This window comes from Burkholderia sp. MS455 (assembly GCF_016899445.1).
GTDB lineage: Bacteria > Pseudomonadota > Gammaproteobacteria > Burkholderiales > Burkholderiaceae > Burkholderia > Burkholderia pyrrocinia_C.
On the sequence record NZ_CP041778.1, the window covers coordinates 365,318 to 387,506 of the forward strand.

Genomic DNA, 22,189 nt, shown 5'->3' on the forward strand with positions numbered 1-22,189 from the left:
GTTTTCCGATTCGGGGTAAAAACCGGATCGGAGTCCAGGTCAGATTCAAGGAGAAGGAGATTCGATGAACGCCTCATCCACCGGTGCGCGCAAACCGTTCGGGCGCCTGCTGCTGACGGGCGCGGCCGGCAACCTCGGCCGCCAGTTGCGCGGCGCACTCGCGCAATGGGCCGACGTCGTGCGCGTCAGCGATATCGCGGCGCTCGGCGACGCGGCCGCGCATGAAGAAACCCGTGTCGTCGATCTGGCCGACCGGCCGGCGGTGATGCAGCTCGTCGACGGCGTGGACGCGATCGTCCATCTCGGCGGCATTTCGATCGATGCGCCGTTCGACGATCTCGTCGGCGCGAACATTTCCGGCACGTACAACCTGTATGAAGCCGCGCGCAAGCACGGCGTGAAGCGCGTCGTGTTCGCGAGCTCGAACCATGCGATCGGCTTCCATCCGGTCACGGAAGTGCTCGACGCCGATTCGCCGTTGCGCCCCGACAGCCTGTACGGCGTGACGAAGTGCTTCGGCGAATCGCTGTCGCGCTACTACTTCGACCGCTTCGGGATCGAGACCGTGTGCCTGCGGATCGGCTCGTCGTTCGAGGTGCCGAAGAACCCGCGCATGCTCGTGACGTTCCTCAGCTATCGCGACTTCATCGAGCTCGTGCGCTGCTCGCTGCTGACGAACCGCGTTGGCCACGCGATCGTCTACGGCGCGTCGGACAACCCGGTGAAGTGGTGGGACAACACGAAGGCCGGTTTCCTCGGCTTCCGTCCGCGCGACAGCTCCGAGCAGTTCGCGGGATTGTTCCCGGTCACGGCGCCGACCGCCGACTACGACGATCCCGCGCAGCGGTTCCAGGGCGGCGGCTTCGTCGTCGGCGAGCCGATGGAGCGCAACGCTTCGTAGGTATCGCAGGCGTCGGGTTTCACCGCAGGATGTCGGTCGCCTTGTGCCGTTCATCGACGCCGTCGATCAGGATCAGCGGCCCGCTCGCGTGCCGTGCGCGCAGCGGCTGGATCTGCCGGTACGCCTCCGACTCGTACCATGCGCGCGCCGTGTCGAGATCCGGGAATGCGATCGCGATCAGGTCGCCGCGCCACACGCCTTCGCGTACCTCCGGCCGCGCGCCGTGAATGACGAACCGGCCGTCGAACGGCGCGAGCGTGCCGTCGATGCGTTCGAGGTATTCGACGATGTCGTCGCACATGTCGACGTCGTGCAGGTGGGCGATGGCATAGGCGGTCATGGCGGGCTTCCTGGCGTGACGCGGTTCGTCGGTCGATGGAGCCATGATCGCGGCGCGGGCGGCGCGCGTCGATTACCTGAGACGTAAGCGAATCCGCACAGCCGCGCGCAAGCGCGCCGACCTGCCCACCGCTCGCGCGGTGCAACGGCTTTCACGCGCGCGAGCCTATTACCGTCAGAGCGACGCAGGCGTGTCGCCGCACTGCGTGGCGCATGCATTGCCGATACCGGATGTCAGCAGCGCAGCGATGAGGAATCCTCTGAAATGGGGGATCGTCATGCAGATAAGGTCAGGAGGTCGCGGTGCGGAAGCCGGCGCGTACGCGTCGGCTCGTCTCGCCGCCGCGCGGGTTGATGGATCGGTGGGTGCCGCCGTGCAATCGGTCACGCGCGCTTGCGCGTCGGCCGTGCGACGGGCGCCGGCGCCAGCGGTTCGCCGGCTTGCTCGCACAGCCGGTCGAGCATGCGTTGCGCGGCACCCGCGCAATCCTCGCCCGCCGGCTTGTTCTCGATCTCGTCGATCAGCGTCTCCAGATGGCGCCGGTTCTGCGCGAGACGCTGTTCGAGCAGCGCGATCTCGTCGACCTTGTGCCGCAGCGCGACCAGCAGCTCGTCGCGCGCCCATGCGCCGAGATCGGGCGGCAGCAGCGCGCGGATTTCGTCGAGCGCGAAACCCGCGCGCTGCGCGCGGTCGATGATCGCGAGCCGCGTGAGCGCTTCCGGCCCGTATTCCCGATAGCCGTTCGCCTGCCGGCGGGCCGGTTCGAGCAGGCCGCTCGCTTCGTAGAAGCGGATGCGCGACGCCGCGAGGCCGCTGGCCCGCGCCAGTTCGCCGATTTTCATGGGGTGCTCCAAAGGGGCTTGACCTTAAAGTTGACTTTAAAGTTATCGTTGGGCATCGTCAATCGAGGATGCGCTCCATGAACCTGTTTACGCCCCTGACACTGCCCAACGGCGCGGTGATCCCGAACCGGCTGGCCAAGGCCGCGATGGAAGAGAACATGGCCGATGCGGACCACGCGCCGTCCGACGCGTTGCTGCGCCTGTACCAGGCCTGGGCCGACGGCCAGGCCGGGCTGATCCTGACCGGAAACGTGATGGTGGACGGCCGCGCGATGACCGGGCCGAACGGTGTCGTGCTCGAGAGCGACACGCATCTCGACCGCTTCCGCCGCTGGGCGCAGATCGCGCGCTCGGGCGGCGGGCACGTGTGGATGCAGATCAACCACCCGGGGCGCCAGATGCAGGCGGCGCTTGGCCAGACGACGCTCGCGCCGTCGGCCGTGCCGCTCGCGCTCGGCGCGCTGTCGAAGCAGTTCCCGGTGCCGAAGGAAATGACGGAGGCCGATATCGCCGAGGTGCAGCAGCGTTTCGTGCGCGCGGCGCAGCTTGCGGAGCAAAGCGGCTTCACCGGCGTGCAGATTCACGCGGCGCACGGCTATCTGTTGAGCCAGTTCCTGTCGCCGCTGACGAACCGCCGGCAGGACCAGTGGGGCGGCAGCATCGAAAATCGCGCGCGCCTGCTGCTCGACATCGTGCGGGCCGTGCGCGCGACGGTATCGCCCGCGTTCGTCGTCGCGGTCAAGCTGAATTCGGCCGACTTCCAGCGCGGCGGCTTCAGCGCGGACGACGCGAAGCGCGTGGTCGAGCTGCTGAACCCGCTCGACGTCGATCTCGTCGAACTGTCGGGCGGCAGCTATGAAGTGCCGGCGATGCAGGGCGAGGCCCGCGACGGGCGCACGCTTGCGCGCGAAGCGTATTTCCTCGAATTCGCGCGCGACATCACGGCCGTCGCACGGATGCCGCTGATGGTCACGGGCGGCATCCGGCGCCGCGCGGTCGCCGAGCAGGTGGTCGAAAGCGGCGTGGCGATGGTCGGCATCGCGACCGCGCTGTCGATCGATCCGAACCTGCCGCGCGACTGGCGGGCCGGCAAGGACAGCGCGCCGGTGCTGCAGCCGATCCGGTGGAAGAACAAGGCGCTGGGTGCGCTGGCCAACATGGCCGTCGTCAAGTTCCAGCTCACGCGGCTCAGCGAAGGGCGCCGCACGAACCCGCAGGTGTCGCCGCTGCGCGCGCTGGTCCGGCAGCAACTCGCCGCCCAATGCCAGACGCGGCGCTATCGGAAGTGGATGGCGGGGCGCGCGGCGGGCCCGCGCGCGTGACGTCGCTTTCCCGTGCCTGCCGGGCAGGCACGAAAGCCGTGAGAACGGCAGCGGGTAGCATTAGTCTGAACTTCATGCTTCGGAATCCTTTGAATCGGTGGAATCGCTTCGCGGTCATGCTGCCGCGCGCGCCGCACGGCCGAACAGCAGGTGGTCGATCAACCAGACCGCGACGATCGTCATCCCCATCAGCGGGAATACGATCCCGAGCAGCACGAGCCCCGCGATCCAGCCGCGCATCGGCGGCGTGCCGCGTTCGCGCGACGGCGCGCCCAGCTTCCCGGCCGGGCGGCGCTTCCACCACATCACCGCGCCCGTGACGGCCATCGCGGCGAGCCCGAGCGACAGCACCGCGCAGACGATCTGGTTCGCGAGCCCGAAGTAGCGACCCATGTGCAGCGACGTGCCGTACGACACGGCTTGCGACACCGCGCCGTAGTCGTCGTAGCGGATGTCCTTCAGCACCGCGCCGCTGTACTGATCGATGTAGATCGTCCGCTCCGCCTTCGGGTCGGCCGGGAAGTACGACGCGGTGAACACGCCGTCCGCGCCCGACGGCAGCGCGAGCGTGTAGCCGCTCGTCACGCCGAGCCCCGCGACGATCGCGATCGCGCGTGCCAGCGGCAGCGGCGCCGGCGTCGGCGCGGACGGCGAATGCGGAACGGGCACGTTGCCGACCGCCCACGGCGTTTGCGGCAGCGGCAGGTCGTCCATCACCATTCCCGGCATCGACTCGCCCGATTCGTGGTGATGGCCGGACGGCGCGGCGGCCTGCGCGCGCGCTGGCTCCGCGGCAGCGCCCGGGCGAGCCGAACGCACCGACGCGCCGCCCCATGCGCCCTCCGGCGCGCCGAGGTTCACGGTCGCGGCGAGCGCCTTGAAGTTCTTGCCCCACGAGCCCGACCACGGCAGCCCCGACAGGATGAATGCCACCGTGCCGGCCGCGAGCCAGATGCCCGCGGTCGCGTGGATGCTTTTCCACAGCGGCCGGCCGCGCAGCGACAGGTCGGGCCGCAGCGCGCGCCCGACACGCGCCGCGCCTCGCGGCCACCACAGCGCGATGCCGGTGCCGATCATCACGAACGTCCAGCACGCGGCGAGTTCCATCAGCAACTCGCCCGTCTTGCCGAGCAGCAGCTTGCGATGCAGCATCCGGTCGACCTGCATGAAGCGTCGCTCGACGCTCAGCGTGCCGAGCACGCTGCCGTCGTACGGGTTCACGTAGACGCTCTCGCGGCTGCCGTCGCGCAGCCGGAACACATATTCGGCGCTGCGGTCCGGCGCGGTGGAGACCTGGACGGAAACCGGCGTCGCACCGGTCGGCATCGCGGTACGTGCACGGGCGAGCAGCGTGTCCGGGTCGAGCTTCGGCGTGGCGCGCGACTCGACGAGCAGCCGGTGCGGATACAGCAGCGGCTCGATCTGCGGCTGGAAGCAATAAAGCGTTCCCGTGATCGCGAGGATCACCAGGAAGGGCATGACGAACAGGCCGGCATAAAAATGCCAGCGCCAGAGCGTCCGGTAACCGGCGCTTGCGGAATGGGCGGGCGAGATCGCCCGCTCGATGGTGGTCGACATGATGTCAGCTCCTCATGATCGTCGATCGGCGAGGCCGGCGCAGGCCGGCCGCCGTCAACGCGCCGCACACCGGCATGCGAGCGTCGACGTAATGGGCAACGCGGCCTGATGCGCAGGCCATGCGCAAGGCGGCGCCGCCCGCGCGACGCGGACAGTCGGGTGAACGCTTGAATCGGGTTTAGTGAAACGAACGGCATGAAGGCTCATGCACATCGACGTGCACGAGCCGCTGGGCGGAACGTTCAGCAGAACAGAGGAGGGGCGCGGGAGGGCGGGCGATCGTCGAATATCGATCGCACGACGGGAAGGAAATCGGGAGGAATCCGGAAACGCCGCGGAATCGCGGCGGGAAACAGCAGCACCAGCAGGACGAACGACGCGAGTGCCGTGAACAGTGCGGCGCCGAATGCGCAGAGGCTGTCGCTGTTTCCGGAGGGTGCCGTCTTGTCGGCGTGCGCGTCGTGTTTGAGCGCATCGACGAGCGCCAGCGCATCGTTGGCCGGCGTGATCGGCGTGCTGGCGTCGAAGCGTGCGGCCAGTGCGGCCACGTCGACGATCAGCGGGCCACGGCCCGAACACAGCACCACCGAGCCCGCATCCGGACCGTCCGGATCGAGCATCACGGCACCCGACATCAGCGCGCGGGACAGCAGCGTCACGAGGAGGAAACCCCACAGAAGCTGTCGCGCGACGCCTTGCCGGAGCAGGAAGCGGCGAAGTGCGTTCATGGCGCGCGATTGTACATCCGTTTGCGGGGAGGGGCCGGCCACAGCGCTGATGATCGGGATAAGCCGGCGAGCGAGCGGGCGTGTGCGAGGGGTTACCGCGTCATGCATCGCCCGGCTTCGTGATCGCGGCGGCGATCGATGCGCGCATTCCGTCGTATCGGGAAGTGCCCTTGACGGAATCCGCCTCGCCAGGCCGCGTCACGCCGGATACGAATCGTCGACCTTCAGGTTCGCGAGCCGGAACAGCGTGCGCAGCGTCTGCGGATGAATGTCGCGGCGCGCGGCGAGCGACGTCAGCATGAAGTCGAGCACCTTCGCGTAGCGAAGCAGCACGAGGCAGCGCGGGAGGTCGGGCGCGCGGCCGCGCATCTCTTCGGCGATGTGGACCATTTCGGTCGACAGCGTGCGTGCCATCTCGAGTTCCATCTGCTGTTTTTCGGTCCAGTCGGGCAGCGGCTGTTCGAGCACCTTCGCGAGAAAGAGCTGGAACGCCGTGTCGGACGAATTGGGCAGCGCATCCATGAGGGGCCTCGTTGCTTGCGCGGATCGTTCGGGCGTATTCGTGGATGCGCCCGAGGTTGAATTTGTGTCCGCGCGGGTCGTCGGCGCGGCTTTTACCGGAACGGAATGCAGTTTCCGTACCAGCGCCGCGATCCGATTGTCGAGCGATGTCGAGCGGCGATCCGGCGCCGGCCGGCGAGTCCCGCCGGTAGTGGGTTGCGCAGGCGGTCGAGGAGGATGTCTACAGGCGGGGCGTGGTGGACGTCAGGCTCACGGAGGGGCTCGGCGACGCGAAATGCTTCACGGATGTAACGTAACGCGGGCGGAACGCGCGGTGCGTTTCTGTCGGCGAACGGCCGAAACGTGCCGATCCACGCGTTCCGCCCGCGTCTGCCGTGCGTTCGCTGGCGGGGACGTCGAAACGGGACGAGCTCCGTTGCATGGCGGAAACGGGCGGTGAATGTGCCGGGTGTTTCATATCCGAGACGGTTTCACGAACGGCGATTCGATTGGCGTGGCCGTCGAACTGGCCCAGCGATTGGCCGCGCAATTGTCCATGGGCAGACGGCCCGCGTTTGCCAACAATCCCGGAACCAACCCTGCGAGATTCGACATGAGCGTCCACGCCTTCTTCTCGGCCAACCTGCTGCTGGCCTACACGGCCTATTTCATCGGTACGGCCAGCCCGGGGCCAAGCAATCTCGCGATCATGTCGGTCGCCGCGAACCAGGGCCGCAAGGCGGCGCTCGCGTTCGCGCTCGGCGTCATTTCGGGGTCGATGTTCTGGGCGACCGTGGCGGCGCTCGGCGTGTCGGCTGCGCTACTCGCATGGTCGAAGCTGCTGGTCGCGATCAAGATCTTCGGCGGGCTGTACCTGCTGTGGCTCGCATTCAAGTCGGGGCGCACGGCGCTGTCGGGCACGGCGGCGGCATCGCCGAACGCGGCGCGCGAGCAGCGGCTGTCGCGCTTCTACATGCGCGGCGCGATGCTGCACCTGACCAATCCGAAAGCCATTCTCGTGTGGGTGTCGATCGTCGCGCTGTCGTCGAACGGCGCGGGCGCGTCGCACGGCGCCGTCGTGCCGGGCTGTGTCGTGATCGGGTGCCTGGTGTTCGGCGGTTATGCGCTCGTGTTCTCGATGGACGGCGCGCGCCGGCTGTATGTGCGCGGCCGTCGCGCGATGGAAGCGTGCCTCGCCGTCGTGTTCGGCGTGGCGGGGATCAGGCTGCTGGCGTCGAACGCATGACAAACAGCGCGTTGCTCGCTGAGTCCCTCCGCAGCATCGACGCGCGGCGGAGGGTTCCCGCTTCACGATGGCTTCAGAAAATAAAGCCCGTATTGATGAACTTCGACGTGTGATCCGACACGATCGAGTCGAGCAACTGCTTGCTGCTGTCGGTCTGCTTCGCCGCGACCATCGAGCGGATCGAGAACGCGCGCAGCGCATCGCTCACCGACAGCGTGCCTTCTGCCGAATCCTTGCGGCCCGCGAACGGGAACACGTCGGGCCCGCGCTGGCACTGGCAGTTGATGTTCACGCGGCACACCTGGTTCACGAGCGGATCGACGAGCGCGCCGATCTGCACCGGATCGGAACCGAAGATGCTGACCTGCTGGCCATGATCCGACGTCGTCACGTAGTCGAGCGCGGTGTCGACGTCGTCGAACGGCGCGACCGGAATGATCGGCCCGAACTGTTCCTCGCGGTACAGCTTCATTCCTTCTGATACCGGATACACGACGGCCGGATAGAACAGCGTCTTGCTGAATTCGCCGCCCGAGTGGTTGATGACCTGCGCGCCCTTGGCCTTCGCGTCGTCGATCGCGTCCGTCATGTAGGCCGTGCGATGCATGCCGGGCAGCGGCGTGATGCTGACGCCTTTCTCCCACGGCATGCCGATCTTCAGCTGTTCGAGCGCGGCGGTGAAGCGCTTCAGGAATTCGTCGACGATCGAGCGGTGCACGAGCAGCATCTTCAGCGCGGTGCAGCGCTGGCCGTTGAACGACAGCGCGCCGAGCAGGCATTCCTTCACGGTGAGGTCGAGATCGGCGTCGGGCAGCACGATCGCCGCGTTCTTCGCGTCGAGGCCGAGGATCGCGCGCAGCCGGTGCGACTTCGGGTGCTGCTTCTTCAGGTGATCGGCCACCTTGCTCGACCCGATCAGCGCGAGCACGTTGATCTTGCCCGACGCGAGCATGTGCGGCACGACCACCGCGCCCGGCGCGTAGATCGTGTTGATCACGCCGTGCGGGAACGCGTCGCGGAACGCTTCGAGCAGCGGCTCGAACAGCAGCGTGCCGTACTGAGGCGGCTTGAACACCACGGTGTTGCCCATCAGCAGCGCGGGGATCAGCGTCGCGAAGGTCTCGTTCAGCGGATAGTTGTACGGGCCCATGCACAGCACGACGCCGAGCGGCGTGCGGCGGATCTGGCCGATCGTGCCTTCCGCGATCACGAAGCGCGAGTTCGCGTTGTCGAGCTCCTTCAGCGCATCGATCGTCTGCGTCATGTACGTGACGGTACGGTCGAACTCCTTCTGCGAATCGGCGAGGCTCTTGCCGATCTCCCACATGATCAGGTTCACGACCAGCTCGCGCTGCGCGACCATCCGCTTGATGAAGTCCTGCATGCACGCGATGCGCTGCTCGACCTTCATCGTCGGCCACTCGCCGCGGCCCGAGTCGTACGCGCGCACCGCGGCGTCGAGCGCCGCGTCGCTTTCCGTTTCGCCCATTACCGGATAGCTGCCGATCTCGACCTGCTCGACGCTGCCGTCCGCCTGCCGCACGCACACGGGCGACAGCACGGTCTTGGTCGCACCGTTCCACGGTCGAAGTTCGCCGTCGACGAGCGACACGCGCTGGTGAATCGGCGAAGCGAGCCGGAACTCGGCGGGGATGTCTTGATACGCGGGAAACAGTTGCTGCAGGGAGGCGGAATCGGGCATGACGGTCTCGTTTGACTAGGTGTCCGGGAAGGACGGGCGATGCGAATCCTGAGCTGAATGATCCTCGATCCTGAATCGGCATGATGACGCGGGCACGACGGCACGTCACGCGGGAACATGGCCGAATCGGCGATTGGAACCAGTTCCATTAAAAAGGAACGCCGATGCGAATGCAAGAATTGCCGAATCTCGTCGCATGCATCGTAAGCATTCAGAAAGACTGTTACCGAATGGCCGGTATAACGCGTTTGTTGCAACCGCAAACGTTTCACTTCGGCTGGTTTGGGCGGATAATGGCGTAGCGCGACGAAGAAAAAAATGAAGCGAGCCTGAGAGAGCAGACGTAGTGAACAACAGAAGAAGGTCCGCCGCGCTGCCGATGCGAGGTCGGCTGCCCGGAGCGCCGGGTCGGGGTTGCCCGGTCCGGCGCGCACCGGACCGTTGAATACGTGCCGCCCGTGCTTCACCGGATCCTTCGTGATCCTCTCCAAGCTTTTCGTCGTCGTATCCCGAACCCCACCTTCTGCCTGACCGTTTCCGCGCAATCCATTCGATACGGCCGATCTATTTCTTTCGACGCGCTTACGTCGATATGCGGATCAGTGCCTCGAAATGAAAGGAATTCGTCAGGAATGCAGAACGCGATGCGCATGCACGTTGCGGGCAGGCGACACGTTAAAAATTAATCGAAAACACGAATCATTCTCGTTTATTATTCCGCACCATTACGAGCCGTGACGGGATGTCACGGCTTTTTTCGTGCCGGTCGTGCCGGCCGGCATCCACCCGCGCCGGCCGTTCGCCGCCGGCATGCGCGACGGGGCGATCCCCCGCGCGCCATCTAGTTCACGGAAAGCTTCGTCGGTCGCTGCGCGATTCGCGCGTCGACCGGACGCGTTTCCGTTCGCCGTTTTCCTTCACCCCCTACGCTTACGATGAAACTCAACACGAGCGCTTGCCATGCGCTTCTGATCGTCACGTCGCTGGCCGGCGCCCGCACTTCGTTCGCGCAGGCGAGCGACGCCGCGGCGACCTTGCCCGCGATTTCCGTCAATGCGGCCGCCGAGCATGCGTCGTACGACGCGGGCCGTTCGCGCGCGGCGACCAAGACCGACATGTCGCTGATGGACGTGCCGCAGACGGTGAACGTCGTCCCGCACGCGGTGATCGAGGACCAGAACGCGACGTCGATGCAGGACGCATTGCGCAACGTGCCGGGCGTCGGCTTCTCGGTCGGCGACGGCCAGCGCGACCAGATCACGATCCGCGGTTTCAACAGCATCACGGACCAGTACGTCGACGGCATTCGCGACGACGCGCTCTACTATCGCGACCTGTCGAACGTCGAGCGCGTCGAGGTGCTGAAGGGGCCGGCGGCCGTGCTGTATGGGCGCGGCTCGGCGGGCGGCATCGTGAATCGCGTGCTGAAGCGGCCGGACGCGAACCCGGTGCGCGACGTGGGCGTGACGCTCGGCACGCGCGGCGAGCGGCGCGGCGAATTCGATCTCGGCTGGAATGCGAACGACGCGGCGCGCTTCCGCATCACCGGCGCGGCCGAGAACTCGAACAGCTTTCGCGACCAGTTCCAGCTCAACCGCCAGGCGATCGCGCCGTCCGCGCAGTTCAAGCTGGACAGCAACACGGTGCTGAACGTCGAATTCGACTACCTGCACGATCGCCGCACGTCCGACCAGGGCCTGCCCGCGTATCGCGGCCGGCCGGTCGACGTGCCGATCAACACGTATTACGGCTCGGCCGACGCGGCGAACAGCTCGTACAACGACGTCTCAGCGAAGAGCGCGACGGTGTCGCTCGATCACCGCTTCAGCGATACGCTGTCGTTCCATGGCGCGATCCGCGCGTACGACTTCTCGCTCGAACGCAAGAACTACGTGACGTTCGAGCCGATCAAGACGGCCGCGCACCCGGTCGTGACGCTCGACCAGTCGACGCGCCAGCGCACCGACCACGGCATCGACGGCCTGTTCGAGCTCACGCAGAAGACGTCGCTGTTCGGCATGCGCCACGAGCTGCTGTACGGGCTGGAACTGTCGCAGCAGCAGAAGTTCGACACGATCTACAACGTGACGAAGGTCGCCACCTACGATCTCTTCAATCCGCAGCAGGTGATCCTGCCCGGCGTGCCGACCGGCGCGCGTGCGAAGACGAACGCGTCGACCGTCGTCGGGCTCGCGGGCGTCTATGCGCAGGACCTGATCTCGCTGACCGAGCACTGGAAGGTGCTCGCGGGCCTGCGCTTCGACTACCTGAACCAGATCCGCCACGACTACACGTCGTCGAACGTCAATCTCGACCGCACCGATCACGCGTGGAGCCCGCGCGTCGGCCTGATCTACGAACCACTCGACTGGCTGACGCTGTACGGCTCGTTCAGCCAGTCGTTCTCGCCGCTCGCCGATACGCTGATCAGTTCCGGCGCGTTCTCGAACGGCGCCGCGCTCGCGCCGCAGAAGACCACCGCGTATGAAGTCGGCTCGCGCTTCGACCTCGGCGGCAAGGCGACGGCCAGCGTCGCGCTGTTCGACATGCGCCAGACCAACCAGCAGATCGGCGACCCCGCGAATCCCGGTTATGCGCTGCCGATCGGCACGCAGCACGTGCGCGGGATGGAGCTGGGCTTCACCGGCGAGATCGCGCCGAAGTGGTCGGTGTACGCCGGTTACGCTTACATGAACGGCACCGTCGACGGTTCGCCGCAATCGACGGCGGCCGGCCTCGCGCTGTCGAGCAACACGCCGGGGCTGATGCCGCGCCACAGCGCGAACCTGTGGCTGAAGCGCGAACTGCCGTACGGCTTCTATGCGGCGGCCGGCATGCAGTTCCAGTCGGCGCGTTACACGTCGGCCAGCGATCTCGTCACGCTGCCGTCGTTCACGGTGTTCAACCTGGGCGCCGGCTATCGCAGCAAGAAGGTCGACGTGACGCTCACGCTCGACAATCTGTTCAATCGCCGTTACTTCATTGCCGCGCACGGCAACGCAGACCTGTACAACATGCCCGGCGATCCGCGTACGCTGACCGCGACGGTGAAGTGGCACATGTAACGCTCGCGCTGCGCGACAATGCGGGTCGTCGTCACGACGACCCGCACCTTGCTGCCAATGATCCGGAAAGCGTTTGATGTGTCGAACGTGAACGGCCGCGCCCGCGCGCTGTGACCTGAAGCGAGCGCGCTACTCGACGTCCTCGTCATCCTCCGCGTCGGCGCCGTCCAGATCCCCGTCCGGTGCCGCATACGCGCTCGCCTGCTCGAGCAGCCAGCCGCGAAACAGCTCCAGCGGCTTGCTGTGGCTGAATTCCGTCGGATACACGAGGTAGTACGCCGAATCGCCGACCGTCGCCGCGTCGCACGGCACGACCAGGCCGAGCTGCTGCAACTGTTCCTCGACGAAGAACTTCGGCACGAGTGCGATCCCGAGCCCGGCCGCGGCCGCGCTGATCAGCATCGTGTGCAGCTCGTAGCGCACGCCCTGCATCGTGCGGATATCTTCGACGCCATGCGTCTCGAACCACTGCGCCCACGCGCCGGGGCGCGTCGTCGAGTGCAGCAGCGGATACGCGAGCAGATCCTCGACGCGCTCGACCGGCCCGTCGAGCAGCGCGGGCGAGCAGATCGGCACGACTTCCTCGCCGAACAGGTAGTCGGACGACGTGCCGGGCCAGGTCGGCTTGCCGTAGTGGATCGCGGCCTCGAAATGGGTGTCCTCGAACGAGAACAGGTCGGTGCGGCTGCCCATGTTCACGCGCACGTCGGGCGTGCGGTCGTAGAAGCTCTTGATGCGCGGGATCAGCCAGTGCGACGCGAACGTCGGCAGCACCGCGAGCTCCAGGTAGCCGCCGCCGCTGCCGTGCGCGATGATCGACAGCGTGTCGCGGTCGAGCGCTTCCAGCGCGCGCCGCACCTGCGTGCCGTACAGCTTGCCGGCGCGCGTCAGCACGACGCGCTGCTTCACGCGCGCGAACAGCCGCACGCCGAGGCTCGCCTCGAGCGTCGCGATCTGCCGCGATACCGCGCTTTCGGTCAGGAACAGCTCCTTGGCCGCGTGCGTGAAGCTCTCGTGGCGCGCGGCGGCTTCGAAAGCCACCAGTGCGCCCATGTTGGGGATCTTGAATTTGCGCATGATGCTCGATTCGTCTGACGAACAGGGCCGCGCCACGCGGGGGCAAAGGGCGGGCGAAGGACGGCCAATAATTCCAAAAACTCATCACGTGTCAATTTAATCTCGCTTTACGCCCGGCTGCAACCCTTTGAATAATGCTCCCCACGCAAGGTCAGGCGCCCGACGGGCCGCCGGCCGACGAGTTGCCGGCACGATTGCCGGCGGTCCCCCGAGACGAGAATCCTGATGCGCAATCCGAATATCGAGAGCTTGCTGACGAAGCTGCTGGGACAGGCGAAGACCGACGCCCTGTTCTCGACCCTGAACATGCCGGCCATCCTCGAAGAATGGGAGGACGGCGTCGTGACGCGCGCGGAGATCGCGCAGGCGATGAACATGGCGCTGTTCGAAGGGCTGCTCGAGCGTTCGGCGAACGGCCGCGCGTACACGGCCGACGCGATCGAAAGCGGCGGCTCGGTCTACTTCGACCACGGCGCGCTGCGCACGGTGCGCTGGCCGCACACGGGCGCGCTGCCGCCGGGCGAGGCCGCGTTCACGCGCATCCTGCGTCCGCTCGGCTTCCGCCTGAACGGCCGTTATCCGCTCGACAAGCTCGGCATGACCGGCCGCGCGTATGCGCACGAGGATGCGCCGGACGAAATCGCGCAGTTCTTCGTCAGCGAACTGCATCCGGAACGTTTCTCGAAGGAATTCCAGCAGGCGGTGACGAACGTCGTGAGCTCGTCGCGCGATCCGCTGTCGCCGGCGGCCGTCGCGCTGCTGTGGGAAGTCGAACGCGAAGGCTGGCTGTCACTCGACGCCGCGCACGCGCTGCTGCCGGAGATCGTCGGCGCCTTCGCGCGCCAGCACGATCTGCCGAACGAACTCGACTACGAAACGCTGCTGATGGAATCGGCGGAAATGGCGTGGATCTCGACCGAAGGCAACGCGTTCAACCATGCGACCGACCGCGTCGCCGACGTGTTCAAGCTGTCCGACGACGAGAAGGCGAAAGGCCGGCCGATGAAGCCGGAAGTCGAGCGCTCGCGCTCGGGCCGCGTGTTCCAGACCGCGTATCGCGCGGATACCGTCGAGCGCGAGTTCCGCACGCGCGACGGCGGCACGGTGAAGCGCAACGTGCCGGGCTCGTTCTACGAGTTCATCACGCGCAAGCGCACGTTCGACCAGACGGCGCGCCGCTGGGTAACCGACCTGCGTTTCGATGCGGGCAACGCGCAGGGCATCTTCAAGATGACGGCGAACGCGGCGAAGTAATGGACGTAAAGCGGGGCGCTGCGCCCCGCTGCCGAAGCAACGAGCCGATCGGGCAGGGAGCGCATGCGCCCTGCCCGATTTGCGTTGGGTGGCCCGTGATACAGCGGGATGCGCGCGCACGTTCGATCGGCAGCGGCGGATTGCCGTGTCGCCGTCGATGTCCTCGCCGGGTGGGTAGCCTGAGGAGGCCGGCGGAGCATGCCGGGTGCCGCGCCGATGTCAGAGGATATGCGTGATCAGATAGAACAGCACCAGCAGCCCGACCGGTACGCCGAGCAGCCAGGCGATCAGATATTTGCCCATGTCGTTGTCCTGGTGGCCGCGACGCCGGCGGCGCCGCGGCGGGTTGAGGGTTGCGGTTTGCCGGTTGCGTTACAGCTCGCGATCGAATTCCTTCAACTGCGCTTCGGCCGCGTCGCGGGCGATCCCGTAACGTTCCTGGATCTTCCCGGCCAGATAGTCGCGATTGCCTTCCGCGACCGCGAGATCGTCGTCGGTCAGCTTGCCCCACCTGGCCTTCAGCTTGCCGGTGAGCTGCTTCCACTGGCCCTTGATCTTGTCCTCGTTCATCGTGTGCTCCTTGTCGGAATGGGATAAAAGCGCGGCAGCCGCCGCGCGGGAGGTCAGGCCTTTGCCTTCAGGCCGGATGCGTCGACGTGCTTCACGCCCTTGACCGCGCGCGACACGGCGATCGCCTTCTTCACGGCGATCTTCGAGGGCAGCACGCCCGTCAGCGTGACGACGCCGTCGACCGTCTTCACGCCGATGTCGAGACTCTTCACGCCGTCGGTGGAGGCCAGTTGGGTCTTCACCTTGGTCGTGATCCATGTGTCGGTGACGGGCTGGTTCGATTCGGCCTGCATGCCGTTACCGTTGCCGTTGTCGGCCGACGTGTCCTGCGCATAGGCGCTCGCGAGCGGCGCGGCACTCAGCAGGACGGCCGCGCCAACGGCGAGCAGGGTCGAAAAATGCCGGGTCTTGTTCATTGAAGTTCTCCGTCGATTGGCGTGTTGAATGGGTAAGCGCGAACGCCGTTGTCGATCACCGGGCGATCGGCGTGTCGTAGCCGGGCTCGCGCGGCGGGATGTCGGGGCGCGGCACGTCGGGCGGCAGCGGAACCGGCGGGTCCGTGCCGGGAGACGGTTCGGGCGGACTGTCCGGAGGCGGTTCGGGCCGCGTCGGATCGGGTGTCTGATGCAGCTTCATCGTGCTTCTCCTGTGCGGTTCGGAAGGCAGCGCATGAGCGCCGATGCAGTACCAGCGTACCGATGCGAACGGATGGGGACATCGCGCAAATTCACCTGTTCGACTAGTGCGTTTGCACGGGGGCGGTGACGGGGTTGGAGTGCGTCGGTTGCCCGAGATGCGGGGAGGGCGGGGCGGAAGCGGCGACGATCGGCGGGGTGCCGTACGGTAGCGGCGGGCCGTGCGAATGTACTATGGCGGGTAGTGCATTCGCGCCTGTCGCGCCGATGGGCGGCAAGCGATCATCGCCAAACGCGCCGGCCGGCGCGTGTCGACAGAGGCGCGGCCGGCCCGGCAGTCATGTTGATGACATGGACAACCATTCGATGAACGAACAGGTCAACGAACAGGCGCTCAAGTCGCATACCGACCGGCGCCAGCTGCACCAGATCATCGCGGGGCTCACCGAGGGCGTGATCCTGATCGAGCCCGACCAGCGGATCGTGTGGGCGAACGAGGCCGCCCTCGCGATGCACGGCGTGACCGAACTGACGGCGCTCGGCGCGACCGTCACCGAATATCGCGAGCGTTTCCGGCTGCGCTACCGGAACAACCATCCGGTGCGCGACGGCCACTATCCGATGGATCGCGTGATCGCCGGCGAGGAGTTCAGCGACGTGACGGTCGAAGTCGAATCGGCCGCCGATGAAACCGTGAGCTGGGTCCACCGGATCCGCAGCCTCGTGCTGACGAACGCGGCCGGCGAGCCCGACTGCCTCGCGCTCGTGCTGCACGACGCAACCGAATGGGCGAGCGCCGAGGAACGCTTCGAGCGCACCTTCAACGCGAACCCGGCGCCGGCCGTGATCTGCCGGCTCGACGATCTGCGCTACGTGAAGGTCAACCAGGGCTTTCTCGACCTGACGGGCCACGCGCGCGACGACGTGCTCGGCCGCTCGGTGTACGAGATCGACGTGCTCGAACAGGCTGAGCAGCGCGAGCTTGCGATCGAGCGGCTCGGCGAAGGCGCGACGATTCCGCAGATGGAAGCCGTGCTGAAAGTCGCCGACGGCGGCACGAAGGCGGTCGTCGTCGCCGGGCAGCCGATCGACATGAACGACGAAGCCTGCATGCTGTTCACGTTCATGGATCTCGAACCGCGCAAGCAGGCCGAGCGCGCGCTGCGGCAGAGCGAGGAGCGCTTCGCGACGGCATTCCGGATGGCGCCGGTCGCGACCGCGATCGTCACGGCCGACCGTTTCGAGCTGCTCGACGTCAACGATGCATTCGCCGCGATGACGGGCCATCCGCAGGACGACCTGCTCGGCAAATCCGCGGACGAGATCGGGCTGTGGGCCGAGCGCGGTGCGTGGCAGCGTATCGAGGCCCGGCTCGCGCGCGACGGCAATGTGCGCAACGCCGATGTGCAGATTTGCACGCGCGACGGCGACGTGCGCGATTGCGTCGTGTCGGCCGACCCCGTCGCGATTCACGGGCGGGATTGCCTGCTCGTCGCGCTGCTCGACATCAGCGATCGCAAGCGCACCGAGATGGAGCTCGTCTACGCGATCGAGACCGCGATGCAGGATGCGTCGTGGTTCAGCCGCACGCTGATCGAGAAGCTCGCGAACGTGCGGCGCGCGAATGCGCCGGACGCGGGCGCGCAACTGTCGGACCTGACCGCGCGCGAGCGCGACGTGTTCGATCTGCTGTGTCACGGTCTCGCCGACAAGGAGATCGCCGGCCGCCTCGGGCTCGCGCCGAACACCGTGCGCAATCACGTCGCGACGATCTACGCGAAGCTCGACGTGCACAGCCGCGGCGAGGCGATCGTGTGGGCGCGCGAGCGCGGGATCGTCGGAGCAGCCGAAGCGAACGGCGCGCGCGAGAAGGGTGGGGAGAGGGGCAAGGACTGACGCCGCCGGTGCGAATGCACCATGCGTGCTGGTGCATCCGCATCTGCCGCGCGCGGCGGATGCGTGCAAACCTGTCTACTCGGCGGTGCGGCGCAGGCCGTCACGCCGCCGGCTTTTCCCAACCGTCGCAGGAGACGACCATGGACAGGAATCGCATCGAAGGCAAGCTCAAGCAGGTCAAGGGGTCGGTCAAGGAAGCGCTCGGCAAGGTGACGGGCGACCGCAAGACGGAAGCGGAAGGCATCGCCGAACAGCAGGCCGGCAAGATCCAGGAGAAAGCCGGCGAGGCGGCCGACGCGGTGCGCAAGCATACGGGCGCGGATCGGCACTGACCGGATGACGCGACGCCGCGGGCGTCGCGATGGCGTGCCGGTGTCGCGGCGGTGATGCTTCATCGGCATGACCGCAGCCGGCCTTTCTGGACGGGCGCCGGCGCGTATCTCCACTGGCGCCTTCGGCTCACGGCCGGCCGTCGCGCGGGCCTGCCGCGCGGAACTTGATGAAAAATCCTCACAACGTAGTTCCGATAATTCGTTTGCTGCACGGGTATTGGCTACCCACAATCCGTTCACCTCTTTCGCGGTGAAAGGTTCTTCGGAGACGGAACCTCAGTGATCGGCCGACCGGTTTGACGCCTTCGTCGAATGGCGCCCTGGCGGCGGTCGACATCACCGGCACGCGAGAGGTCGCCGACGCGCGGCAGTCGCGCGTTGCATCCCGACCCACAGAAGAAGGATTGCCATGACGTTCCGCATTCGTTCGCTTTCCGGCGTTGCATTGACCGCCGCGATCCTCGCGTTCCAGACGGGCGCGGCCCATGCGCAGGAGACGGTCGTCAAGGTCGGCGTAGCTGGCCCGCTGACGGGCGGCGGCGCCGCGTACGGCAAGGACATCGAGAACGGCGTGCGCATGGCCGTCGACGAAGCGAATGCCGCGCGCACGACGGTGGGCGGCAAGCCCGTGAAGTTCGTCGTCGCGTCGCAGGACGACCAGAGCGATCCGCGCACCGGCGTGCAGGCCGCGCAGCAGCTTGCCGACGCGCAGGTGGCCGTCGTGATCGGCCATTTCAATTCGGGCACGACGCTGCCCGCGTCGAAGATCTACGCGAAGGCCGGCATTCCGATGATCACGCCGTCGGCGACCAATCCCGACATCACGCGCGCCGGGCTCGGCACCGTGTACCGCGTGATCGCGACCGACACGCAGAACGCCGGCAACGCAGGCGCGTATGCGGCGAGCGTGACCAAGGCGAAGCGCATCGCGATCATCGACGATCGCACCGCGTTCGGCCAGGGCGAAGCCGACGAATTCGAGAAGTCCGTGAAGGCGAACGGCGGCACGATCGTCGCGCGCGAATTCACGAACGACAAGGCCGTCGACTTCAGCGCGCAGCTCACGAAGATCAAGAGCACGAATGCCGATCTCGTGTTCTTCGGCGGCCTCGACGCGCAGGCCGCGATGCTCGTGAAGCGCATGCGGCAGCTCGGCATCCGCGCGCAGTTTCTCGCGGGCGGCGGCGTGATGAACGCGAACTTCATCAGGCTGGCCGGCAACGCGGCGGAAGGCGCGGCCGTGTGGGAATACGGGCAGCCGCTGTCGCGCCTCGCGAAGGGCAAGCTGTTCGAAACGAAATTCAGGCAGAAGTACGGCGTCGACATGCTCGCGTATGCGCCGTTCGCGTACGACGCGACGTGGATCGCGATCAACGCGATGCAGAAGGCCAATTCGACGAAGCCGGCCGATTTCAACGGCGCGTTGAAGGACACGCGCTACGACGGCATCACGGGCACGATCGCGTTCACGAACACGGGCGACCTGAAGAACCCGAGCTCGACGCTGTATGAAGTGAAGAACGCCGCGTGGCAGCCCGTCACGACGAAATCGGCGGATTGAACGCAAGCGCGCGGACTTTCGCGGCGATGCCGGACGTGCTGAAATACCGTGAGCGATCGGTTGCGATCGCGGCGCACGCCGAGGCGATCGCCCGGGAAGTCCGCGGACGCGACGCCGCGTGCGACGCGGCACGAACAACCAACGGGCGTGGCCGGCTGGCCGCGCCTTTCACGTGCAACTGGAGTCATTCGTGAGTTCTCAAGTCGTCATCGTCGGCGGTGGTGTGATCGGCAGCTCGATCGCCTATTTCCTGCGCGCCACCGATCCGACGGTCGCCGTGACCGTCATCGAGCGCGACCCCACCTATGCGCGATCGTCGTCGGCGCTGTCGGCCGCGTCGATTCGCCAGCAGTTCTCGACGCCGCTGTCGATCGAGATGTCGCTGTTCGGCATCGACTTCCTGCGCACGATCGGCGAACGGCTCGAAGTGGACGGCAACCGGCCGTCGATCGATTTGCACGAAGGCGGTTACCTGTTCCTCGCGACGGCGGCCGGCGATGCGACGCTGCGCGAGAACCATGCGCTGCAGACCAGCCTCGGCGCCGATATCCGGTTGATGGATTGCGATGCACTGCGCGCGAAGTTTCCGTGGCTGAACGTCGACGATCTCGTGTCGGGTGCGTACGGCGTGAGCGGCGAAGGCTGGTTCGACGGCTACGGGCTCGTGCAGGCGCTGCGCAAGAAAGCGCAGGCGCTCGGGGCGCGTTATGTGGCGGCCGACGTGAAGTCGGTCGAACGCGATGGACGGAAGATCACGCATGTCGTGACGGGCGACGGCGAGCGTTATGCGTGCGACACGCTGGTCAACGCGGCCGGTGCGTGGACGCGCACGCTGTCGTCGATGATGGGTATCGACATTCCCGTGTATGCGCGGCGCCGCAGCATCTTCAACGTGTCGTCGCCGGCGAAGCTCGCCGATTGCCCGCTGCTCATCGATCCGACGGGCGTGTATTTCCGGCCGGAAGGGCGCACGTATATTTGCGGCACGTCGCCGAGCCCGGATCGCGACCCGGACGATTTGCCGCTCGACGAAGTCGATCACGACCTGTTCGACGACGTGATCTGGCCGACGCTCGCGAATCGCGTGCCGGAGTTCGAGGCGCTGCGCGTGGAGAACTGCTGGTCCGGATACTACGAGTACAACGTGTTCGACCACAACGCGATCATCGGGTATCACCCGGAGCTTGATAACGTCGTGTTCGCGAACGGCTACAGCGGCCACGGGCTGCAGCAAGGGCCGGCGACGGGGCGCGGCGTCAGTGAACTCATTCTGGGCGGGCGTTACGAAACGCTCGACCTGTCGCCGCTCGGCTGGGCGCGAGTGCTGGAAAACCGGCCGATCGTCGAAAAGAACGTCGTGTAGCACGGCGTGACTGCCCGGTGTGGGGTGGGCGGTATTCTCCTTGTGTCTCAAACCCATTGGCCCGACTTTGTCGGGCTTTTTTTTGTTCTTCGCGGATTTGGGTGGTGGGCGCTCGGCGACCTGTTGCAGCCGGTCGACCGTTCGGACATTCGAGGGCCGCCTGGTGACCCAGTCGTCCGGACTGCCGATATGCATCGATTGCAGTGCCCGTCGGACCGGAATAACCGTGATGGTCGCTTCACTCTGTTACCCGCCCTTGGGATTATGATGACGCGATCGGCGGCCGTGGCTTCGGGCACGATTGCGCGGCCTGTTCTGTCAGTTGGCCGGCGCTCGCTTGCCGGCGCTTCCCGATGCATTTTCCGTAACACGAGGCGGCGATCTTTAAAGCCGCGAGTGGGGCGAACCATGGATCAAGGCGGTGACTTTATCGTGCGCACCATGTCGGCCGACGAGCTGGCCATGTCGGTCGAATGGGCGGCTGCTGAAGGGTGGAACCCAGGCTGGCATGATCCGCCCTGTTTCAGGGAAGCGGACCCGGCAGGGTTCTTCGTCGGTGTTTGGCGCGGCGAGCCGGTCGCGTGCCTTTCCGCCGTCGCCTATGACGAACACTTTGGTTTCATCGGCCTCTATATCGTGAAGCCCGGGTTTCGAGGCAAAGGCTTCGGTATGCGAATCTGGCAGCACGGCATGCGTTATCTTGGAGACCGCAACATCGGTCTCGATGGTGTCGTCGCCCAGCAGGCGAACTACAGGAAATCCGGGTTCCGGCTCGCGTACCGCAACATCCGCTATCAGGGGCGCGTGGACGGCATCGGGTGCGCGCATGTAGCGGGAGCGGCCGATGTGCCGTTCGAGCAGTTGCTTGCCTACGATCGCCAGTGTTTCCCTGCGGCGCGCGAGCGTTTCGTCTCCGCGTGGATCGCGCAACCGGATGCCGTTGCGCTCGCAACGGTCGACGCCGGCCGTGTCGCCGGATACGGTGTCGTGCGCCGTTGCAATGCAGGCTGCAAGATCGGCCCGCTCTTCGCCGATGATGCAGGCGTCGCTACTGGACTCTTTCGCGCGCTGGCGGCGAGCATGCCCGGCGAGGTCATCGTGCTCGACGTGCCGGAAACGAATCCTGCGGCCGTCGCGCTGGCGGAACGGCACGGCATGACGAGCGTGTTCGAAACCGCACGGATGTACACGAAAGACGCGCCCGCGATCGCGATCGATCGCGTGTTCGGGGTGACGTCGTTCGAGCTGGGGTGATGGGGCGGACGGGGCTGCCGTC

Annotated in this window: 21 protein-coding genes; 11 read left to right on the top strand and 10 right to left on the bottom strand. The window is 66.5% G+C overall.

Annotation, left to right across the window (positions count from 1 at the left end):
- The first annotated feature begins 64 nt into the window (after positions 1-64).
- Complete coding sequence (locus tag FPJ27_RS06095; RefSeq protein WP_204422333.1) at positions 65-901, top strand: NAD(P)-dependent oxidoreductase; 837 nt, start codon at positions 65-67, stop codon at positions 899-901.
- A gap of 19 nt (positions 902-920) precedes the next feature.
- Here the strand turns inward: FPJ27_RS06095 and FPJ27_RS06100 are convergent, their stop codons facing one another.
- Together FPJ27_RS06100 and FPJ27_RS06105 are read right to left on the bottom strand one after the other, a co-directional pair.
- Positions 921-1,241 (bottom strand): DUF1330 domain-containing protein, encoded by a 321-nt coding sequence (locus FPJ27_RS06100; RefSeq protein WP_204422334.1) that lies wholly within the window; start codon positions 1,239-1,241, stop codon positions 921-923.
- A gap of 383 nt (positions 1,242-1,624) precedes the next feature.
- Positions 1,625-2,083, bottom strand: a complete 459-nt coding sequence (locus tag FPJ27_RS06105) for a MerR family transcriptional regulator (RefSeq protein ID WP_072438431.1) — start codon at positions 2,081-2,083, stop codon at positions 1,625-1,627.
- 77 nt (positions 2,084-2,160) lie between these two features.
- Between FPJ27_RS06105 and FPJ27_RS06110 the strand changes: the two genes are divergently transcribed.
- On the top strand, positions 2,161-3,405 hold the full coding sequence (locus FPJ27_RS06110) for an NADH:flavin oxidoreductase/NADH oxidase family protein (RefSeq protein ID WP_204422335.1): 1,245 nt from the start codon (positions 2,161-2,163) through the stop codon (positions 3,403-3,405).
- A gap of 114 nt (positions 3,406-3,519) precedes the next feature.
- Here the strand turns inward: FPJ27_RS06110 and FPJ27_RS06115 are convergent, their stop codons facing one another.
- The 3 genes from FPJ27_RS06115 to FPJ27_RS06125 form a co-directional block, all read right to left on the bottom strand.
- Positions 3,520-4,983, bottom strand: a complete 1,464-nt coding sequence (locus tag FPJ27_RS06115) for a PepSY domain-containing protein (RefSeq protein ID WP_204422336.1) — start codon at positions 4,981-4,983, stop codon at positions 3,520-3,522.
- A gap of 242 nt (positions 4,984-5,225) precedes the next feature.
- On the bottom strand, positions 5,226-5,711 hold the full coding sequence (locus FPJ27_RS06120) for a hypothetical protein (protein ID WP_204423074.1): 486 nt from the start codon (positions 5,709-5,711) through the stop codon (positions 5,226-5,228).
- 198 nt (positions 5,712-5,909) lie between these two features.
- Complete coding sequence (locus FPJ27_RS06125; protein WP_034181973.1) at positions 5,910-6,233, bottom strand: hypothetical protein; 324 nt, start codon at positions 6,231-6,233, stop codon at positions 5,910-5,912.
- Between the two features lie 592 nt (positions 6,234-6,825).
- Here FPJ27_RS06125 and FPJ27_RS06130 point away from each other — a divergent pair.
- Positions 6,826-7,458 (top strand): LysE family translocator, encoded by a 633-nt coding sequence (locus tag FPJ27_RS06130; RefSeq protein WP_072438441.1) that lies wholly within the window; start codon positions 6,826-6,828, stop codon positions 7,456-7,458.
- Positions 7,459-7,531: 73 nt separating this feature from the next.
- Here FPJ27_RS06130 and FPJ27_RS06135 read toward each other — a convergent pair whose 3' ends face one another.
- A complete protein-coding gene (locus FPJ27_RS06135; protein WP_072438443.1) occupies positions 7,532-9,160 on the bottom strand; it encodes an NADP-dependent glyceraldehyde-3-phosphate dehydrogenase in 1,629 nt (542 codons plus the stop codon).
- A 935-nt stretch (positions 9,161-10,095) separates the two neighbouring features.
- On the opposite strand from FPJ27_RS06135, the gene FPJ27_RS06140 reads away from it, so the two are divergent.
- Positions 10,096-12,225 carry a TonB-dependent siderophore receptor gene (locus tag FPJ27_RS06140; protein ID WP_072438445.1) on the top strand — a complete coding sequence of 710 codons (2,130 nt, stop codon included), beginning with the start codon at positions 10,096-10,098 and terminating at the stop codon, positions 12,223-12,225.
- Between the two features lie 129 nt (positions 12,226-12,354).
- Here FPJ27_RS06140 and FPJ27_RS06145 read toward each other — a convergent pair whose 3' ends face one another.
- Positions 12,355-13,302 (bottom strand): LysR family transcriptional regulator, encoded by a 948-nt coding sequence (locus tag FPJ27_RS06145; RefSeq protein ID WP_204422337.1) that lies wholly within the window; start codon positions 13,300-13,302, stop codon positions 12,355-12,357.
- Positions 13,303-13,527: 225 nt separating this feature from the next.
- Between FPJ27_RS06145 and FPJ27_RS06150 the strand changes: the two genes are divergently transcribed.
- Complete coding sequence (locus tag FPJ27_RS06150) at positions 13,528-14,556, top strand: DUF1338 domain-containing protein (RefSeq protein ID WP_072438449.1); 1,029 nt, start codon at positions 13,528-13,530, stop codon at positions 14,554-14,556.
- Between the two features lie 372 nt (positions 14,557-14,928).
- On the opposite strand, the gene FPJ27_RS06155 is transcribed toward FPJ27_RS06150, so the two are convergent.
- The 3 genes from FPJ27_RS06155 to FPJ27_RS06165 are packed head-to-tail and all read right to left on the bottom strand — an operon-like array spanning position 14,929 to position 15,762.
- A complete protein-coding gene (locus FPJ27_RS06155; protein WP_072438451.1) occupies positions 14,929-15,126 on the bottom strand; it encodes a CsbD family protein in 198 nt (65 codons plus the stop codon).
- 53 nt (positions 15,127-15,179) lie between these two features.
- The gene (locus FPJ27_RS06160; protein ID WP_204422338.1) at positions 15,180-15,542 is read right to left on the bottom strand and encodes a BON domain-containing protein; all 363 of its coding nucleotides are present in this window, start codon (positions 15,540-15,542) and stop codon (positions 15,180-15,182) included.
- A 55-nt stretch (positions 15,543-15,597) separates the two neighbouring features.
- Entirely contained in the window at positions 15,598-15,762 is a 165-nt protein-coding gene (locus tag FPJ27_RS06165) for a hypothetical protein (RefSeq protein WP_175964246.1), read from the bottom strand.
- A gap of 365 nt (positions 15,763-16,127) precedes the next feature.
- Between FPJ27_RS06165 and FPJ27_RS06170 the strand changes: the two genes are divergently transcribed.
- From FPJ27_RS06170 to FPJ27_RS06195, 6 genes are all read left to right on the top strand, one after another.
- Positions 16,128-17,657 (top strand): helix-turn-helix transcriptional regulator, encoded by a 1,530-nt coding sequence (locus FPJ27_RS06170; RefSeq protein ID WP_204422339.1) that lies wholly within the window; start codon positions 16,128-16,130, stop codon positions 17,655-17,657.
- 140 nt (positions 17,658-17,797) lie between these two features.
- A complete protein-coding gene (locus FPJ27_RS06175) occupies positions 17,798-17,989 on the top strand; it encodes a CsbD family protein (protein WP_072438455.1) in 192 nt (63 codons plus the stop codon).
- Positions 17,990-18,398: 409 nt separating this feature from the next.
- Entirely contained in the window at positions 18,399-19,550 is a 1,152-nt protein-coding gene (locus FPJ27_RS06180; RefSeq protein ID WP_175746688.1) for a branched-chain amino acid ABC transporter substrate-binding protein, read from the top strand.
- Positions 19,547-19,744, top strand: a complete 198-nt coding sequence (locus FPJ27_RS06185; RefSeq protein ID WP_239483242.1) for a hypothetical protein — start codon at positions 19,547-19,549, stop codon at positions 19,742-19,744. The genes FPJ27_RS06180 and FPJ27_RS06185 overlap by 4 nt, the downstream gene beginning before the upstream one ends.
- Positions 19,741-20,913: an FAD-binding oxidoreductase gene (locus FPJ27_RS06190; RefSeq protein ID WP_072438461.1), complete on the top strand. Its 1,173-nt coding sequence runs from the start codon at positions 19,741-19,743 to the stop codon at positions 20,911-20,913. Before FPJ27_RS06185 ends, FPJ27_RS06190 begins: the two co-directional genes overlap by 4 nt.
- 408 nt (positions 20,914-21,321) lie before the next feature.
- Positions 21,322-22,167, top strand: a complete 846-nt coding sequence (locus FPJ27_RS06195) for a GNAT family N-acetyltransferase (RefSeq protein ID WP_204422341.1) — start codon at positions 21,322-21,324, stop codon at positions 22,165-22,167.
- Positions 22,168-22,189 lie beyond the last annotated feature (22 nt).

Excerpts from the sequence above, each read along its gene's own strand:
- FPJ27_RS06110 (WP_204422335.1), top strand. The coding sequence starts at position 2,161 with ATGAACCTGTTTACGCCCCTGACACTGCCCAACGGCGCGGTGATCCCG.
- FPJ27_RS06115 (WP_204422336.1), bottom strand. The coding sequence starts at position 4,983 with ATGTCGACCACCATCGAGCGGGCGATCTCGCCCGCCCATTCCGCAAGC.
- FPJ27_RS06105 (WP_072438431.1), bottom strand. The coding sequence starts at position 2,083 with ATGAAAATCGGCGAACTGGCGCGGGCCAGCGGCCTCGCGGCGTCGCGC.
- FPJ27_RS06165 (WP_175964246.1), bottom strand. The coding sequence starts at position 15,762 with ATGAAGCTGCATCAGACACCCGATCCGACGCGGCCCGAACCGCCTCCG.
- FPJ27_RS06125 (WP_034181973.1), bottom strand. The coding sequence starts at position 6,233 with ATGGATGCGCTGCCCAATTCGTCCGACACGGCGTTCCAGCTCTTTCTC.
- FPJ27_RS06170 (WP_204422339.1), top strand. The coding sequence starts at position 16,128 with ATGAACGAACAGGTCAACGAACAGGCGCTCAAGTCGCATACCGACCGG.
- FPJ27_RS06180 (WP_175746688.1), top strand. The coding sequence starts at position 18,399 with ATGACGTTCCGCATTCGTTCGCTTTCCGGCGTTGCATTGACCGCCGCG.
- FPJ27_RS06100 (WP_204422334.1), bottom strand. The coding sequence starts at position 1,241 with ATGACCGCCTATGCCATCGCCCACCTGCACGACGTCGACATGTGCGAC.
- FPJ27_RS06130 (WP_072438441.1), top strand. The coding sequence starts at position 6,826 with ATGAGCGTCCACGCCTTCTTCTCGGCCAACCTGCTGCTGGCCTACACG.
- FPJ27_RS06120 (WP_204423074.1), bottom strand. The coding sequence starts at position 5,711 with ATGAACGCACTTCGCCGCTTCCTGCTCCGGCAAGGCGTCGCGCGACAG.
- FPJ27_RS06150 (WP_072438449.1), top strand. The coding sequence starts at position 13,528 with ATGCGCAATCCGAATATCGAGAGCTTGCTGACGAAGCTGCTGGGACAG.
- FPJ27_RS06155 (WP_072438451.1), bottom strand. The coding sequence starts at position 15,126 with ATGAACGAGGACAAGATCAAGGGCCAGTGGAAGCAGCTCACCGGCAAG.
- FPJ27_RS06095 (WP_204422333.1), top strand. The coding sequence starts at position 65 with ATGAACGCCTCATCCACCGGTGCGCGCAAACCGTTCGGGCGCCTGCTG.
- FPJ27_RS06135 (WP_072438443.1), bottom strand. The coding sequence starts at position 9,160 with ATGCCCGATTCCGCCTCCCTGCAGCAACTGTTTCCCGCGTATCAAGAC.
- FPJ27_RS06175 (WP_072438455.1), top strand. The coding sequence starts at position 17,798 with ATGGACAGGAATCGCATCGAAGGCAAGCTCAAGCAGGTCAAGGGGTCG.
- FPJ27_RS06160 (WP_204422338.1), bottom strand. The coding sequence starts at position 15,542 with ATGAACAAGACCCGGCATTTTTCGACCCTGCTCGCCGTTGGCGCGGCC.
- FPJ27_RS06140 (WP_072438445.1), top strand. The coding sequence starts at position 10,096 with ATGAAACTCAACACGAGCGCTTGCCATGCGCTTCTGATCGTCACGTCG.
- FPJ27_RS06145 (WP_204422337.1), bottom strand. The coding sequence starts at position 13,302 with ATGCGCAAATTCAAGATCCCCAACATGGGCGCACTGGTGGCTTTCGAA.
- FPJ27_RS06195 (WP_204422341.1), top strand. The coding sequence starts at position 21,322 with ATGGATCAAGGCGGTGACTTTATCGTGCGCACCATGTCGGCCGACGAG.